This window comes from Pseudarthrobacter linnaei (assembly GCF_055412825.1).
In genome coordinates this window covers 217457-229822 of record NZ_JBVAYX010000004.1, presented here as the reverse complement: position 1 = coordinate 229822, position 12366 = coordinate 217457, and the positions used below count along the sequence as shown (strand labels likewise).

General features: G+C 66.2%; 15 protein-coding genes. 9 read left to right on the top strand and 6 right to left on the bottom strand.

Going from position 1 to position 12366, the window contains the following annotated elements; all coding sequences use genetic code 11:
- Window positions 1–2 precede the first annotated feature (2 nt).
- Window positions 3–551, top strand: a complete 549-nt coding sequence (locus tag ACZYZ3_RS06275; protein ID WP_463962960.1) for a hypothetical protein — start codon at window positions 3–5, stop codon at window positions 549–551.
- A gap of 16 nt (window positions 552–567) precedes the next feature.
- Here ACZYZ3_RS06275 and ACZYZ3_RS06270 read toward each other — a convergent pair whose 3' ends face one another.
- Both ACZYZ3_RS06270 and ggt read right to left on the bottom strand, forming a co-directional pair.
- A complete protein-coding gene (locus ACZYZ3_RS06270) occupies window positions 568–1080 on the bottom strand; it encodes a mycothiol transferase (RefSeq protein ID WP_463962959.1) in 513 nt (170 codons plus the stop codon).
- Window positions 1081–1197: 117 nt separating this feature from the next.
- Entirely contained in the window at window positions 1198–3030 is a 1833-nt protein-coding gene (gene ggt, locus ACZYZ3_RS06265) for a gamma-glutamyltransferase (protein WP_463962958.1), read from the bottom strand.
- Between the two features lie 330 nt (window positions 3031–3360).
- Here ggt and ACZYZ3_RS06260 point away from each other — a divergent pair, with 330 nt between their 5' ends.
- The 3 genes from ACZYZ3_RS06260 to ACZYZ3_RS06250 all read left to right on the top strand — a co-directional run bounded on the left by ACZYZ3_RS06260 (window position 3361) and on the right by ACZYZ3_RS06250 (window position 6036).
- Window positions 3361–5535 carry a transglycosylase domain-containing protein gene (locus tag ACZYZ3_RS06260; RefSeq protein WP_463962957.1) on the top strand — a complete coding sequence of 725 codons (2175 nt, stop codon included), beginning with the start codon at window positions 3361–3363 and terminating at the stop codon, window positions 5533–5535.
- 148 nt (window positions 5536–5683) lie between these two features.
- Window positions 5684–5827, top strand: coding sequence for a hypothetical protein (locus ACZYZ3_RS06255; protein WP_463962956.1), 144 nt, complete (start codon window positions 5684–5686; stop codon window positions 5825–5827).
- A complete protein-coding gene (locus tag ACZYZ3_RS06250; protein ID WP_463962955.1) occupies window positions 5824–6036 on the top strand; it encodes a hypothetical protein in 213 nt (70 codons plus the stop codon). Before ACZYZ3_RS06255 ends, ACZYZ3_RS06250 begins: the two co-directional genes overlap by 4 nt.
- 48 nt (window positions 6037–6084) lie before the next feature.
- Here ACZYZ3_RS06250 and ACZYZ3_RS06245 read toward each other — a convergent pair whose 3' ends face one another.
- The 4 genes from ACZYZ3_RS06245 to ACZYZ3_RS06230 all read right to left on the bottom strand — a co-directional run bounded on the left by ACZYZ3_RS06245 (window position 6085) and on the right by ACZYZ3_RS06230 (window position 9755).
- Entirely contained in the window at window positions 6085–8022 is a 1938-nt protein-coding gene (locus tag ACZYZ3_RS06245; RefSeq protein WP_463962954.1) for a plasmid pRiA4b ORF-3 family protein, read from the bottom strand.
- Window positions 8023–8165: 143 nt separating this feature from the next.
- Window positions 8166–8561 (bottom strand): Asp23/Gls24 family envelope stress response protein, encoded by a 396-nt coding sequence (locus tag ACZYZ3_RS06240; RefSeq protein WP_463962953.1) that lies wholly within the window; start codon window positions 8559–8561, stop codon window positions 8166–8168.
- Window positions 8554–9168, bottom strand: coding sequence for an Asp23/Gls24 family envelope stress response protein (locus ACZYZ3_RS06235; protein WP_463962952.1), 615 nt, complete (start codon window positions 9166–9168; stop codon window positions 8554–8556). The genes ACZYZ3_RS06240 and ACZYZ3_RS06235 overlap by 8 nt, the downstream gene beginning before the upstream one ends.
- Entirely contained in the window at window positions 9159–9755 is a 597-nt protein-coding gene (locus ACZYZ3_RS06230) for an RNA polymerase sigma factor (protein WP_463962951.1), read from the bottom strand. The genes ACZYZ3_RS06235 and ACZYZ3_RS06230 overlap by 10 nt, the downstream gene beginning before the upstream one ends.
- A gap of 234 nt (window positions 9756–9989) precedes the next feature.
- Between ACZYZ3_RS06230 and ACZYZ3_RS06225 the strand changes: the two genes are divergently transcribed.
- The 5 genes from ACZYZ3_RS06225 to ACZYZ3_RS06205 are packed head-to-tail and all read left to right on the top strand — an operon-like array spanning window position 9990 to window position 12363.
- Window positions 9990–10451, top strand: a complete 462-nt coding sequence (locus ACZYZ3_RS06225; protein ID WP_463963000.1) for an Asp23/Gls24 family envelope stress response protein — start codon at window positions 9990–9992, stop codon at window positions 10449–10451.
- A gap of 57 nt (window positions 10452–10508) precedes the next feature.
- Complete coding sequence (locus ACZYZ3_RS06220; protein WP_463962950.1) at window positions 10509–10688, top strand: hypothetical protein; 180 nt, start codon at window positions 10509–10511, stop codon at window positions 10686–10688.
- On the top strand, window positions 10685–11113 hold the full coding sequence (locus ACZYZ3_RS06215; protein ID WP_463962949.1) for an Asp23/Gls24 family envelope stress response protein: 429 nt from the start codon (window positions 10685–10687) through the stop codon (window positions 11111–11113). The genes ACZYZ3_RS06220 and ACZYZ3_RS06215 overlap by 4 nt, the downstream gene beginning before the upstream one ends.
- Window positions 11110–11697: a DUF6286 domain-containing protein gene (locus tag ACZYZ3_RS06210; protein WP_463962948.1), complete on the top strand. Its 588-nt coding sequence runs from the start codon at window positions 11110–11112 to the stop codon at window positions 11695–11697. Before ACZYZ3_RS06215 ends, ACZYZ3_RS06210 begins: the two co-directional genes overlap by 4 nt.
- Window positions 11698–11745: 48 nt before the next feature.
- Window positions 11746–12363, top strand: a complete 618-nt coding sequence (locus ACZYZ3_RS06205; protein ID WP_463962947.1) for a hypothetical protein — start codon at window positions 11746–11748, stop codon at window positions 12361–12363.
- The last annotated feature ends 3 nt before the right edge of the window (window positions 12364–12366 follow it).

Genomic DNA, 12366 nt, shown 5'->3' with positions numbered 1-12366 from the left:
TCATGGACAATTCACGGCACGGTCAGTCCCGGCAGAACACTGTCGCCCTGGTCCGTTGGTCCAGGAAACCCGGCGAGAATCCCCTGGTCCGGTTCGTTATGTTCAGCGTCTTCGCTTTGATCCTTTGCCTCATCCTGATGATTTTCATTCACGGCCTGCGGAGTTTCGGGGCCGCTGTGTTGTTCACGGTCATCGTCGCGGCGGTACTGACGGGTCCCGTGGTCTCGCGTCGAAGGGCCTTCATGACGGGGCTGACCACGAGGGTTAACGACACGATCGCCGAGGTGACGGGCAACCCTGGTGACCAGCTGTCAGTCAAGGAATTCCGGCGTATGGTCAAGAGCGGCGAGCATCTGCCCCTCCCCGTTGGCGGGGTGCCTGGGCTGAACCTGCACGTGGAACGGGTGGCACCGGTGGAGACGGAAGCCCCGGAGAAATGGTTCGCAGTTTTCACCGTGGTCCCACCCGATATCGGGACCGCCAGTTTCGATCGGCTGGTTGCCGCCGCGAACGACGCGCACCCCGGTACCGCCGGCACCAACGGTTCCTAGGCTGCTGGCGCGGGGTTCAGGCCCCTGGCACGGGGTTCAGGCCCCTGGCATACGCGGCCTGACCGGCGTGCTGGAGGCAATCGGCAATCGTGCTGATCAGCCGCACACCAAGCGTGACGGGCGGATCCCAGCGGGTGTCGACGATGCGGTCGAAGTCCGCATCGCCGAGGCTGGCCAGGAACTCCACGGTCTGCCGGTGAACGGCCTCGTGGTAGTCGAGCAGGAGCCCGGGAGGCGCCTTCACGGCGTCGACCTGGCTGCTGGAATGGCCGTAGCCGGTGTCGCGCTCGGACAGCGGCAGGTCGAACCGGCCGGCGAACCCCTGTGTGGTCCAGACCTGTTCCAGGCCGGCGGCGGTGGCCAACTGTGCGTCCTCGACCCGGCTGAGGTGCCAGACCAGCCACGCAATCGAGTTACCGTTCCCGGAGGGTCGCCGGTGCAGAATGTCGTCGTTGGCCCTGTCGAGAGTGGCGGCCACGGTCTCGCGGATCCGGGCGAAGGCGTCGAGCAGAAGTTCGTTGGATTTCATCGGGTCCGTTCTCTGCGCATTTTCGGTGAGCCCCCATGCTCGCATGGATGCAGCACCACGAGATAGGGCGCTCCGCCGGGCTCCGCGGATCCGGCCTGTGCCCCTCGCCACCTTGTTTCACGGCTTCGGCGACGGTGTGACCACCATTGCGGATCCGCCACCGCGCCTCGCCGGCTCGGCCGCCGCGACCATGCGGCCGTCGGGCAGGAACTCGATGGCGGTCGCGGCCCCGATTTCTGCTGCCGAAGTGAATGCATCCCCCGACGGTGTGAACTGATGGCGATACCGCGTGAGCTCCTCGCCGTGCAGCGCGATGAATTCCGGCTCTGCCGTGACTGTGGCCGTGTTCCGTTGCGAGGCACGGGGTGCCGCAATGGCGTCCTCGATAGTCATGCCCAGGTCCACCCGGTTGAGGATCGTCTGCAGAACGGTGGTGATGATGGTCGATCCACCGGGCGAACCGAGCGCGAGGAACGGCTTGCCCTCCTTGAGGACAAGGGTGGGCGCCATGGAGGAGCGCGGGCGTTTGCCCGGCTGGATCCGGTTCGGATCGGTCTCTTTGTACACGGTGGAGAAGTCAGTCAGCTCGTTGTTGAGCAGGAAGCCGCGGCCGGGGACCACAATGCCGGACCCGCCGGTCTGCTCGATCGTGAGCGTGTACTCGGCCACGTTGCCCCACTTGTCCGCGACCGTCAGGTTCGTCGTGGAGATGTTCTCGGTGTCCTTCTCATCGGCGGGCGCCGCGGCAGCGGCGGGGCACACGCCGTCGTACGAGGACACGTCACCCGGAAGGACTGGCTTGTCAGCCGCCTGCCGCGGGTCGATCCGGCAGGCGCGCTCCTTGCCGAACAGGGGGTCGGTGAGCGCGGCGGTGGGGACGTCGCCAAACGCGGGATCGCCGACGTAGTTGCCCCGGTCCGCGAAGGCAAGCGCGCTCGCCTCAAGGTAGTGGTGCAACGCACCGGGTGTGGACATCCCGGCCAGGTTGAATGTGTCCAGGATGTTCAGCGCCTCGCCCGTGGTGGTGCCGCCGCTGCTCGACGGCGCCATGCCGTAGACATCCAGATCGCGGTACTCAACCTGCGTGGGCTCCTGGTCCAGGGCGCGGTAGGCGGCCAGATCCGCCGTCGTCATGGATCCGGCCGGAACGGGCAGCTTTGTGCCGGCAGTCTTAGGCGGAGCCTGGACGGTCGCCGCGATCTCCGCCGCAAGCGGGCCGCCGTAGAAACCGCGTGGGCCCTTCTTCGCGAGGAGCCGGTACGTCTCGGCAAGGTCAGGGTTCAGGAAGACACTGCCGACGGCGGGGGCGTCCCCGCCCGGAAGGAAGAGGCTGCTCGTCGAGGTGAACGCCTCGAAGCGGACCTTGTTGTCGAGCGTCTGCTGGCGGAATGTCTCGTCGACCACAAAGCCGCGGGTCGCCACCTCGATGGCAGGATCAAGGACGTCGCCGAGACTGACCGAGCCCCACCGGTCGAGGGCACGCTCCCACGTCGCCGGCGTGCCGGGAACTCCGACGGCGACGCCACTCGTGACGAGTTCAGGGGTGAAGGGATAGGGCTTATTCGTCGCTTTGTCGATGAACGCGTCACCAGTGATGCCGGCCGGCGCGGTCTCGCGGCCGTCGATCGTGCCGACGTCGCCGGTCTCCGCCTCGAAGAACACGAAGTAGCCTCCGCCGCCGATGCCCGCACTGAACGGCTCCGTCACACCGAGCGTCGCGGCCGCGGCGACGGCGGCGTCGGCCGCGTTGCCGCCCTTGCGGAGGATCTCGATGGCCGCGGCGGATGCCTCCGGGTCCACGGTGCTTACGGCGCCGCCGTACCCGGTGGCGGTCGAGGTCTTGACGGTTTCCCGTGGATCCGCGGACGCGGGGCTGGCGACGGCGCCCCCCGTTACGCTCAAGGCCACGGCAGCCGTGACGGCAACCAGCCGTCGTCTCACACGTGTCATGAGCGCAGTGTCCATTACGGGGGTCCGCAAGTGTTCGAAACGAGCCGGAATCTGCATTGTCCCACCTCACTCCAGGCGCTGAAAAGGGAGCTTCAGCATTTGTTGTGCGGATTTAGTCTTGTCCCGTCCGAGGAGGGGTGTCAACATCTAAGCGAAAGGACAGCCATACCATCCGGTTCGGGTGAGGCGGTGTCCGGCGCAACCTCTCTACGGTCAGGAGACGGGCAACGGAAGGTTCGACGGGCGGCTACGCCAGCCCCGGCGGTCTGACCAGCCACGGACCTGCGGCAGTGTGATCATAATTTTAGAGCGTGGCATACGGGGGGAAATATGGCGCCGGCAAATCGTGCAGTATCGAAGCCAGGTTCCGGCCTCCGTGCGGTCCTCGGGTACTTCACGGTGAGCGTGGTCTGCGGCGTTCTTGCCGCCAGCCTCGTGGTCCCCGCCGTCGCCGGGGCTGGCGTTGCCCTCCGGGAATCGGTGGGGTTCTTCACCGGCCTTCCCGCGGAACTGCAAGTTGATCCGCCGTCGCAGTCGACCAAAGTCCTGACTGCTGACGGGAAGACGATCGCCACGTTTTACGCCGAGAACCGGGTAAAAGTCAGCCTGGACCAGATGTCCCCGTACATCAGGGAGGCGATTGTCGCCATCGAGGACCGCCGCTTCTACGAGCACGCCGGTATCGACCCCCAGGGAATTCTTCGGGCTCTGGCGTCCAACCTGACCAGTGGCGGCAGACAGGGCGCATCCACATTGACCCAGCAGTACGTCACCAACGTCCTCAACGAGTCCCTGGCATCGGCGGACAACGGCGAACGAATTGTCCTCAACGGGCAGAAGAGCATCGGCGACAAGGTGCGCGAAATGCGGCTCGCGATCGAGCTGGAAAAGAAGTACACCAAAGACCAGATCCTTGAGGGCTACCTGAATATCGTGTTCTTCAGCCGGGATGCCTACGGCGTTGAGGCCGCGTCGCGGCACTTCTTCAGCACTACCGCCCAGAGCCTGACCCTGCCGCAGGCAGCGCTCCTTGCCGGCCTGGTGAAAAGTCCCAGCTTCTACAATCCCGCCGTCCATCCGGACAACGCCATCCAGCGTCGTAACCAGGTGCTTGACGCCATGCTCGAGCTCGGCAAGATCTCCCGGGCGGAGCGCGACGCCGCCGCCGCCTCCAGAGTGGAGCTCGCCCTCAACCCGGGGAAACAGGGCTGCGCCGGGGCGGAAATGGCACCATACTTCTGCGATTACGTTTCGCATCTCATCCTGAACAACCCGGCGTACGGCGTCGACCTCGCCTCCCGGGTAAGGAAGCTGTACCGCGGTGGCCTGACCATCACCACGACGCTGGACAGCCGGCTGCAGCAGGTCGCCCAAGCGCAGGTTGACGCCACGGCCGGGGCCAACCCGGACAAGTGGGGCGCGTCGCTGGTCTCCATCGGGCCGGGCACCGGCCAGGTCCTGGCGATGGCCCAGAACACCGTGTTCCTCCCCGAACCGGAGAAATTCGACACCCAGCTGAATTTCAACGTCGATTCCAAGGACGCCGACGGCAATGACCTGAACGGCGCCGGCGGGTTCCAACTCGGGTCCACCATGAAGCCGTTTACTCTGGCGGAATGGCTCAACGAAGGCAAGTCCCTGGCCGACACCGTGGATGCCTCCCGGCGGTCGTATCCCCTCGATTTCAAGTGGAAATCCAGCTGCGGCAAGGTGCTCGGTGCCTACAGCACGAAACAGAAGAGCCTCGGCGCCGCGGATGACCTGCAGAACAACGACGCCGGATATTACCGGCCCATGCGCGTCGACTACGGGCTGTATAACTCCATCAACACCGCCACCTTCGCGGAAGCCGCCAAACTGGATTTCTGCGGTATCCAGAAGATGGTGGATGCCGCAGGAATCCACAGCGGGCTGGATAACGCACAGGTCAACATGCATCAGCTGGGCAACCTGCTGGGCGCGATTGAGGTGGCGCCGCTCGTGCTGGCCAATGCCTTTGCCACGTTCGCCAATGACGGCAGGTACTGCGAGCCCGTCGCCATTCTGGAGGTGAGCGACGCGGCGGGTCAGCAGCTCCCGGCCCAAACCACGTCGTGCCGTGACGCCATCAGGCCCGACGTTGCCCGGGGCGTGAACTCCGTACTCCAGGATGTGCTGAAAAAGGGGTCCGGCGTGTACATCAAACCCAAGGTCCACACCAGTTTCCCGGTCGCAGCCAAGACCGGCACGTCCAACACCAACGGCGCCACCTGGGTGGTCGGCTACACCAGCGGCCTGGCCACCGCGTCCTTCTTCGGAGACGCCCTGGAAGGTCAGAAGCGGCCCGGGCAGAACATCACCGTCAATGGCAAGTTCTACAAGAGCATTGACGGCTACATGCTTGCCGGCCCGCAGCGGGCGAACTACATGCTCGAGGTCGCAGGGTTTTATCCTGCCGGGGCCTTTCCGGCGCCACCCGAGTCGATGACCAAGAAGTCCGATCGACGGGATTGGGATCGGGACTGAGCGGCTTGTGCCGCGGCGGATCTTCGGAACCACGCCGGGCGTCCTGCGGGGGTGCCCTTTGTTACCGGAAATGTGACGCCGCCCCTGCCGGGCCGGTATTCTGGAAGCCAGGCAACGGTCACACGTGATTCGTAGAGAGATGGTGTCTATGACAAGCAGTCTGGATGTCACCGTCGCAGTGAACATGGATTCCGGCAACATCAACGGCTCCCCCGTCCCGGACCCCACCCGCGGCCAGGTACTGTCCCACGTGGCCGGCCGGACCGCTTCCCCGCGGGAGTTGACGGCTTGACGATCCACCGACAGGTTCCTCACGGACTTCCGGCCGCACAGATCTTCGGCACCGTCCGCCGCTGGCCGCTGGTCCCCTCCGCCGAGCTGTGCCGGCTCCAGGCCGCGCTGACGCAGTGTGTGGAACTCGCCGGGTCCGGGTCGGCCCACGAACTCCTCTTGCTCGTCACGGAGGAACTTCGGCAGCGGAGCGCGGAGGAGCCTGCGTAAACCCGCAGATTCGCCGGAGGGTGACGCTGCCGTGAGCGCCGGCAGCCGTCAGAAGGTGATGCCAACGAGGTCCTCGTTGGCCCGTTCAACATCGAACGCCTTTGGGTCCAGCGTGTCGCCAGGCAGCATTCCCAGCCATTCCCGGTATTCCTGGTGGTCTTCGTGGTGGGGATCGTTGACCGCGTGGACAATGTTCGCCCACCCCCAGGTGCCGCCGCTGTCCTCGGCCGGCGCCATGCCGCGTCCCGCAGTGCATCGCGGGAGTTTCCCGCCGTGCTCGTCCGGCAGAATTTTCTCCACCTTGATGGCGAGCACCCAGTTGTCGCCGAAGTCGTACGTGTAGTCCATGCTGCTGCCCACTGCCGGAAGCAGCACGCCGACCGTCGCCGTTGATTCGTCGCGGGAAGCCCCGCCGTAGACCTCGTCGTCACCTTCTGGATTCACCGGTGCGTAAGCGGTGCCGCGGAATCCCCCGACCCGGAACTCGTGCAGGTGATAGTCCAGCCAGCCGAACACGGCCTGGATCACCCGGTGCAGCTGAGGGAGCGGCATGCCGGCCGGGACCAGGACGCGGCGCCAGATGGGGGGCTTCGCATCGTTGAGCGTGATCTTCAGCTGCAGAACCGGCGTCCCGGCCGGCTGGGGCGCTTCGCGGACCGCGGCGAGCGCAGGGGCCGGGATGGTCGATTCCAAATCTGCGTGGCTGTGCCCGGCCGGCTCGACGTCAGCCTCGTCCGGAGCCTGTCCGATGCCCAGGTCGGCCAGCAACCAGTCGTCGTCGAAGACACTCGCAATGCAGCGGATGAGGGCCGGCGGCACCCGGAAGTGGGTGTCGATGGTCAGCAGCCCCAGATCCGCGAGCTCTTCGAGGCGGCTTATGGCCATGCCGGTCAACAGCCTGGCCATGGCCCGTTCCGCAGTCGGCGCATTGTCCGGGGCGGCCAGGAGCCGCGCCTTCTCCGGCGGGTCCTCCGTTGCCGCCGCGAGCAGGAGCGATGCCTGCAGTCCCGAGACCGTCCGTTCCCAGGGCTGCGCCGGATCCCATCCGAGCACCGCCGTATCCAGGAACTCGTCAACGAAGTACACCAGCTCCTCCAGGCGCTCCGCAGGCCCTCCGGCCAGGAACACCCCGGAATCCGCAGAGGGGACTATCTTCGTCGACGTGATCTCAACGAGCTCGGTCGCCTCCAGCGCGTTCCAGAGCTGGGCCAGCAGCGGCACCTCGTACATGCTCCGGACCGTGGGCACGGGGACCTCCGCACCGGCGGTGCCCGGCAGCGGGGAGCCGGACCGTTTCACGCCACCCTTGACGGCGACCCCGACGCAGGCAGCAGCCGCTTCGATGTCCCGCAGGCGGAGCGCGCCGGTGGCTGTGACGGGCTTCCCCTCTCCGATCCACTGGAGCAACGCCGTCGCCCGCCGGATGAGCGGCAGCTCGGAGAGGTCCGCCAGGGCCTCCTCATCGGGAATGTCCGGCACGTCGATGAGACCCCCGCCGCCGTCGTCCCCCCCGGCGGTGTCGAGGAAGTCCATGACTTCCGCCAGCTGATCCGCTGAACCGCCCCACCGGCCGGTGTCGACGAGGAATTCGACGAAGGCGCCAACGGAGTGGACGACGAAGTGCGTGCTCCCGAAGACATCCGTCTTGCCGGCCGCGGCGCCGGCAGCAGCTCCGGCGTCATCTGACGCAGCCACGATTTCGTCCGTCACGGCCACTGACAAGCCAAAAGGTTCAAGGCTCGCCACGTCGGCCGCGGCCGTGGTGTCCATGTAGCGGCCCAGGACGGCCTTGATCGGCTCCAGGCATTCCAGGGCGGCAACCGCCGAGCCGGGTGAGACCTCCTCAAACCAGCGGACAAATGCCGGCGTGAGCGCGTCCACGGCACGGCCGGCCCGGACCGCGCTCAGGGATTGGGGTGCCGAGGCGCGCGTAGCGGGGCCGCCCGCGCCCTTGCGCTGGTGCCGGTTCCTGCCGTTCTTGCTCATGGTTCCCCGCCTGTATGCGAATTGGTGTTACGACGACGGTACTAACCCTGCGGGCGGCGTGCCAGTGCCGCGCGGCGCTGAGGCGCCGGAATGCTGCAGAGGGCGCCTGCGACAGTGTCGTACGGCCGCTGATTGCACCCGGGTTAGGTGATCGTTGTGCCGCGGTGGTGTTCTATGGCGAGGATGGTGATGTCGATCGTGCCCGGGGTCAGACCGGTGTGGCTGATGCTTTCACGCACGCGTTGTTGTACTTTTTCGGCGACGTCGAGGGCGGCGTACGTGATGTCAGTGGCGATATCGAGGTGGACGCGTGCGGTGCCGTCGCTGATGGTCGCCGTGACGCCGTCGGTCCGGTAGGTGCCGTTTTGGCTGCCGGGATTGCGGAGGTGGCGCAAGGCGGCGGGACCGATCCGGGCCAGGAAGCCCTGGACGGTGGGTTCGAGTCTGAGGACGCCGGGTGTTTCCAGTGTGGTGCGGGTGGCGAGGGAAGCGATGAGCTGGCTGGTGATGATGGTGCCTTGGAGTGGTGGGTCAGACATCGTACAGGTCCTCCACGGTGATGTTGACGGTCCCGGCCCCAATACCGACGCCGGCCGGAATCGCGTTGCTGATCTCGTGTCGGAGTGCCTCCGCCATGAGGGGGATGTCGATGCCCGGGGCGGCGGCAACCCGAAGATTGACGATGAGGCGAGGACCGGCCGTGGTGGCTGTCCCGGTGGTTCCGGGCGGGGGGTCTTCACCGGCGGGGCCGGCTGAGGCGGGGCGTATTTCGATCCGGCAGCGTCGTGAGTGGACACCGGGGACCGCTGCTGCCGCGAACCGGACGAGGGAGCTCAGGGCCTGTTCGCTGATCTCCGTGGAGCCGTTGTCTGCGCTGCGCAGGAGGATTCTGCTGCCGCGGCGGACTTCCGCGCGGGCCACATCCATGATGGCGTTTTTGATCCCGTGGCGGGGTTCCAGCGCGGGATTGTGAAGGTCGCTTTCGCGCAGTGCACGGGTTGCCTCACTGAGTCTTTCCAGCTGGGTTCTGGCAGTTTGGCATTGTTCGCACCGTTCCTCGTGTGCGGTGGGAGGCCGGTCGGTGGTGGCCCAGATGCTGTCGATGCTGCGGCCGCAGCCGAGCCGGGGGATGTCGTCTAACGCCATTGGCTCATCCCTTCTGCTATCTGGTGCCGTGCCCGGGCGAGTGTGCCGCGAACTGCTGTCGGGCTGATCCTCAGTGTGACACCAATCTCGGCGTAGCTGCGTCCGTGCATTTCCCGCAGCAGCCAGCAGGCCCGCTGTGCCGGCGGGAGCGTGTTCAGGAGGGCGGTCAGGCCGTCCTGTTCGGCGGACCATTCCGCCTCGTGGGCCGGATCCCATCCGGCCGAGACCGGGCGGGCGCGGGCTCCTGGAATGGCATCCATGTCGTCCGAGTCCACGATGCTCTCGGCGTGGGCGGACCGCCTGCGCAGCACGTCCAGGCACTTGTTGGTCGCCAGCCGGTAGATCCAACCACCGAAGGCATCGACATCAGCCAGCATGGGAAGAGCACACCAGCTCGTTGTCAGAGTCTCCTGCACGATGTCTTCGGCTTCGCCGCGGTCGTTGAGCATCCGGTACGCCAGCCGAAAGAGCCTGTACTGATACGCGAGCACCAGGTGTTCGAATGCTGCCAGGTCGCCGTCCTGGGCACGGGCGACGATACTCCCCTCGTCCAGGTCCGGTTCGAAGCCGGGGCCATGATCATTCATGCACTGTCCATCCCGTCCTGAAACGCACCGGACCTTGGCCCCAATATGCCACAGCCGGGCGACGCCGGGAACCGAACCGCGGTGCTGTGGCCCAGCGCGAAAAATAGTCTGCGCCAACACGTGACGATTCCTGCCGGGCTTCGTCTATACCGGTGTAAGTACGATCACCAGTCCGACGAGGAGTTGTTTTCCATGACCGAGACACCCAGAACCCCCGGAGCTTCAGGCGGCGTCATGGCCACCCCCGAGGGGCAGAAGCAGGGCAGCGCGCTGGCACCGACGAATGCGAGGGATGCACTGCATACCGATCGCGGTGCCACGACAATCGAGGAAACCGTGGTGCAGAAGCTGGCCGGCATAGCTACCCGCGAGGTTCCCGGCGTGTTCGCCATGGGCAGCGCCGGCCGGCGCGCGTTCAGCGCCCTGACCGAACGCATTCCCGGTTCCCAGACCAACGTCAGCGGCGGCGTCACCGTGGAAAAGGGTGAACGCCAGACAGCCATCGATGTCTCCATCGTCATCGACTACGGGTTCTCCGTGGTGGAAGTCAGCCAGGGCATCCGCCGCAACATCATTCAGTCCGTCGAGCGCGCCACCGGACTGGAAGTACTCGAAGTGAACGTCAACGTTACCGATGTCCACCTGCCCGACGACGAGCCTGAGGACCAGCAGGTCCAGAAGACCCAACTGCAGTAACCACCCGTCACAGTATCCTCCGCCGAGGGGATCGGGACGATGAGGAAAAGGATGGCTATGTCTACTACGCGTTGGTGCCTGACGATAGGTCTAGTACTGGGAATCGTTCTGGGCTTCGGCGGCTGGCCGGCGCTGCTGGCCGCGGTGATCCTCGGACTCATCGGCCTGCTGGTCGGCCGGATCGCAGAAGGAAAACTCGATGTGCAGGCCCTGTTCGGTAGAGCATCGAGCCGATGAACCCGCGAGGAGCCCACGCCCAGCCCATACCCGGGGCCGCGGACGCCGGCGAGGATTTCGGTGAGACGGGCACGCGGGGGCAGACCCTGCTGGCGGCCAGGGTGATCGAGAAAATCGCCGGCCAGGTCGCCAGCGACGAATCCTCCGCCGGCGGTTCCTCGGGCGGGTTTCTGGGCATCGGAACCCGGGCTGATCTTTCCGCCCGGCCCAAGGCATCCGTGGAACTGACCGGGAACATCGCGACGTTAAGAGTCGAGGTCGGGATGCTGTATCCGGTGCCGCTACGCCAGGCCACCGAGGAACTGCGCCGCCGGATCGCGGCCAGGGTGACCGAGTTGACCGGAGTTGACGTCCGACAGGTCGACATCAGGATCTCGTGGCTGACCACCGGCACCGGCACCAACGGACGAAGGAAACTGCTATGAGTCGGCACGACCAACGGTCCACGCGCCTGCGGCACCGGCCCAGCCGCGCGGTCCCGGCACTCATCGCCGGCATATTCCTCCTGGCCGCCGGCGCCGCGCTGGTCTGGCTGAGCGTCACCCGGCTGGTCAACGGCTCGTGGCCGACCGTGCTGCAGGGACCCAGCGACTGGCTCGCCGGGCTGGTGTGGAACGACCCCGCCGTCTGGCAGATCGGGACAGCGGCCATCGTCGCAGGGGTCATCCTGTTACTGTGCGCCATCATTCCAGGACAGTACAGTGCCCTCACAGTCGATGATTCCGGCACGGGCGTCGGAGATGAGGCGCCACCGGTGGAGGAGCAGGAGACAGTGATGACCCGCCGCGCCGTCGCCCACCTGGCCAAAGCCCGGTGCGTGCAGATCGACGGCGTCGGCTCGGCCTCAGCGACAGCCACCACCGGGCGCGTCCACGTGAACGTGACGACTTCCCTGCACGAGCCGGGGGACCTGCGCCAGAGGATCACCGACGCCGTCCGGGCCCGTTTGGAGGAAACCGGGCTCTCGCCGGTTCCGCAGGTTACCGCCACGGTCCGGTCCAGAGACTAAGACCATTCGCGCACCCGCCCACCGCGACTATTTGAAGGATGGCTTCCGATGAGGCAGACCGCAGGAACCCTGAACCGGATCTGGCTGACAATTCTCGGCATCCTTTTCCTGGCCGCAGGCACCGCCCTCCTTCTGCAGGCCAGCGGGACACTGCAAACCCTGCTCAACACCGCCCCCGCATGGCAGTCCGTCGTCCCCGGGGACCTGCGCGCCTTCCTCGCGCCGACGGGGGTGGCGGCCGTTGTCCTGATCATCGGAGCCATCATCGGGATCCTGGGGCTGCTGTGGATCATCGCCCAGATCCCGAGGAGAAACTCGGCAGGCGCCTACCGCCTCCATGAAGACGGCAGCCAGGGGTTCACCCTCTGCGACCCGTCGGTCCTCGCCGCGGCCGTCGAAAAGCAGATCAACACCCTGCCCGGAGTCGTCAGTTCCGCGGCCCTGCTGCGAGGATCGGCCAATGCCCCCGAGCTGACCCTGCAGGTGACGGTGAATGACAGGGCCGACGTCCGGGACGTCATCCACCGCATCCAAACAACCACCCTGCCGGAGCTCTCAAGCGCCCTGGAGGCGCCCCTGCAGAGCAGCCGGCTGCAGATCGACATCAGCGGACGAACCCAAAGCACCGGAACCGTGGTGCGTTCCACCGGGACTGTCGTCTACTAGCAA

Excerpts from the sequence above, each read along its gene's own strand:
- ACZYZ3_RS06230 (WP_463962951.1), bottom strand. The coding sequence starts at position 9,755 with ATGAATGATCATGGCCCCGGCTTCGAACCGGACCTGGACGAGGGGAGT.
- ACZYZ3_RS06215 (WP_463962949.1), top strand. The coding sequence starts at position 10,685 with ATGAACCCGCGAGGAGCCCACGCCCAGCCCATACCCGGGGCCGCGGAC.
- ACZYZ3_RS06245 (WP_463962954.1), bottom strand. The coding sequence starts at position 8,022 with ATGAGCAAGAACGGCAGGAACCGGCACCAGCGCAAGGGCGCGGGCGGC.
- ACZYZ3_RS06275 (WP_463962960.1), top strand. The coding sequence starts at position 3 with ATGGACAATTCACGGCACGGTCAGTCCCGGCAGAACACTGTCGCCCTG.
- ACZYZ3_RS06260 (WP_463962957.1), top strand. The coding sequence starts at position 3,361 with ATGGCGCCGGCAAATCGTGCAGTATCGAAGCCAGGTTCCGGCCTCCGT.
- ggt (WP_463962958.1), bottom strand. The coding sequence starts at position 3,030 with ATGACACGTGTGAGACGACGGCTGGTTGCCGTCACGGCTGCCGTGGCC.
- ACZYZ3_RS06240 (WP_463962953.1), bottom strand. The coding sequence starts at position 8,561 with ATGTCTGACCCACCACTCCAAGGCACCATCATCACCAGCCAGCTCATC.
- ACZYZ3_RS06210 (WP_463962948.1), top strand. The coding sequence starts at position 11,110 with ATGAGTCGGCACGACCAACGGTCCACGCGCCTGCGGCACCGGCCCAGC.
- ACZYZ3_RS06235 (WP_463962952.1), bottom strand. The coding sequence starts at position 9,168 with ATGGCGTTAGACGACATCCCCCGGCTCGGCTGCGGCCGCAGCATCGAC.
- ACZYZ3_RS06220 (WP_463962950.1), top strand. The coding sequence starts at position 10,509 with ATGTCTACTACGCGTTGGTGCCTGACGATAGGTCTAGTACTGGGAATC.
- ACZYZ3_RS06205 (WP_463962947.1), top strand. The coding sequence starts at position 11,746 with ATGAGGCAGACCGCAGGAACCCTGAACCGGATCTGGCTGACAATTCTC.
- ACZYZ3_RS06255 (WP_463962956.1), top strand. The coding sequence starts at position 5,684 with ATGACAAGCAGTCTGGATGTCACCGTCGCAGTGAACATGGATTCCGGC.
- ACZYZ3_RS06225 (WP_463963000.1), top strand. The coding sequence starts at position 9,990 with ATGGCCACCCCCGAGGGGCAGAAGCAGGGCAGCGCGCTGGCACCGACG.
- ACZYZ3_RS06270 (WP_463962959.1), bottom strand. The coding sequence starts at position 1,080 with ATGAAATCCAACGAACTTCTGCTCGACGCCTTCGCCCGGATCCGCGAG.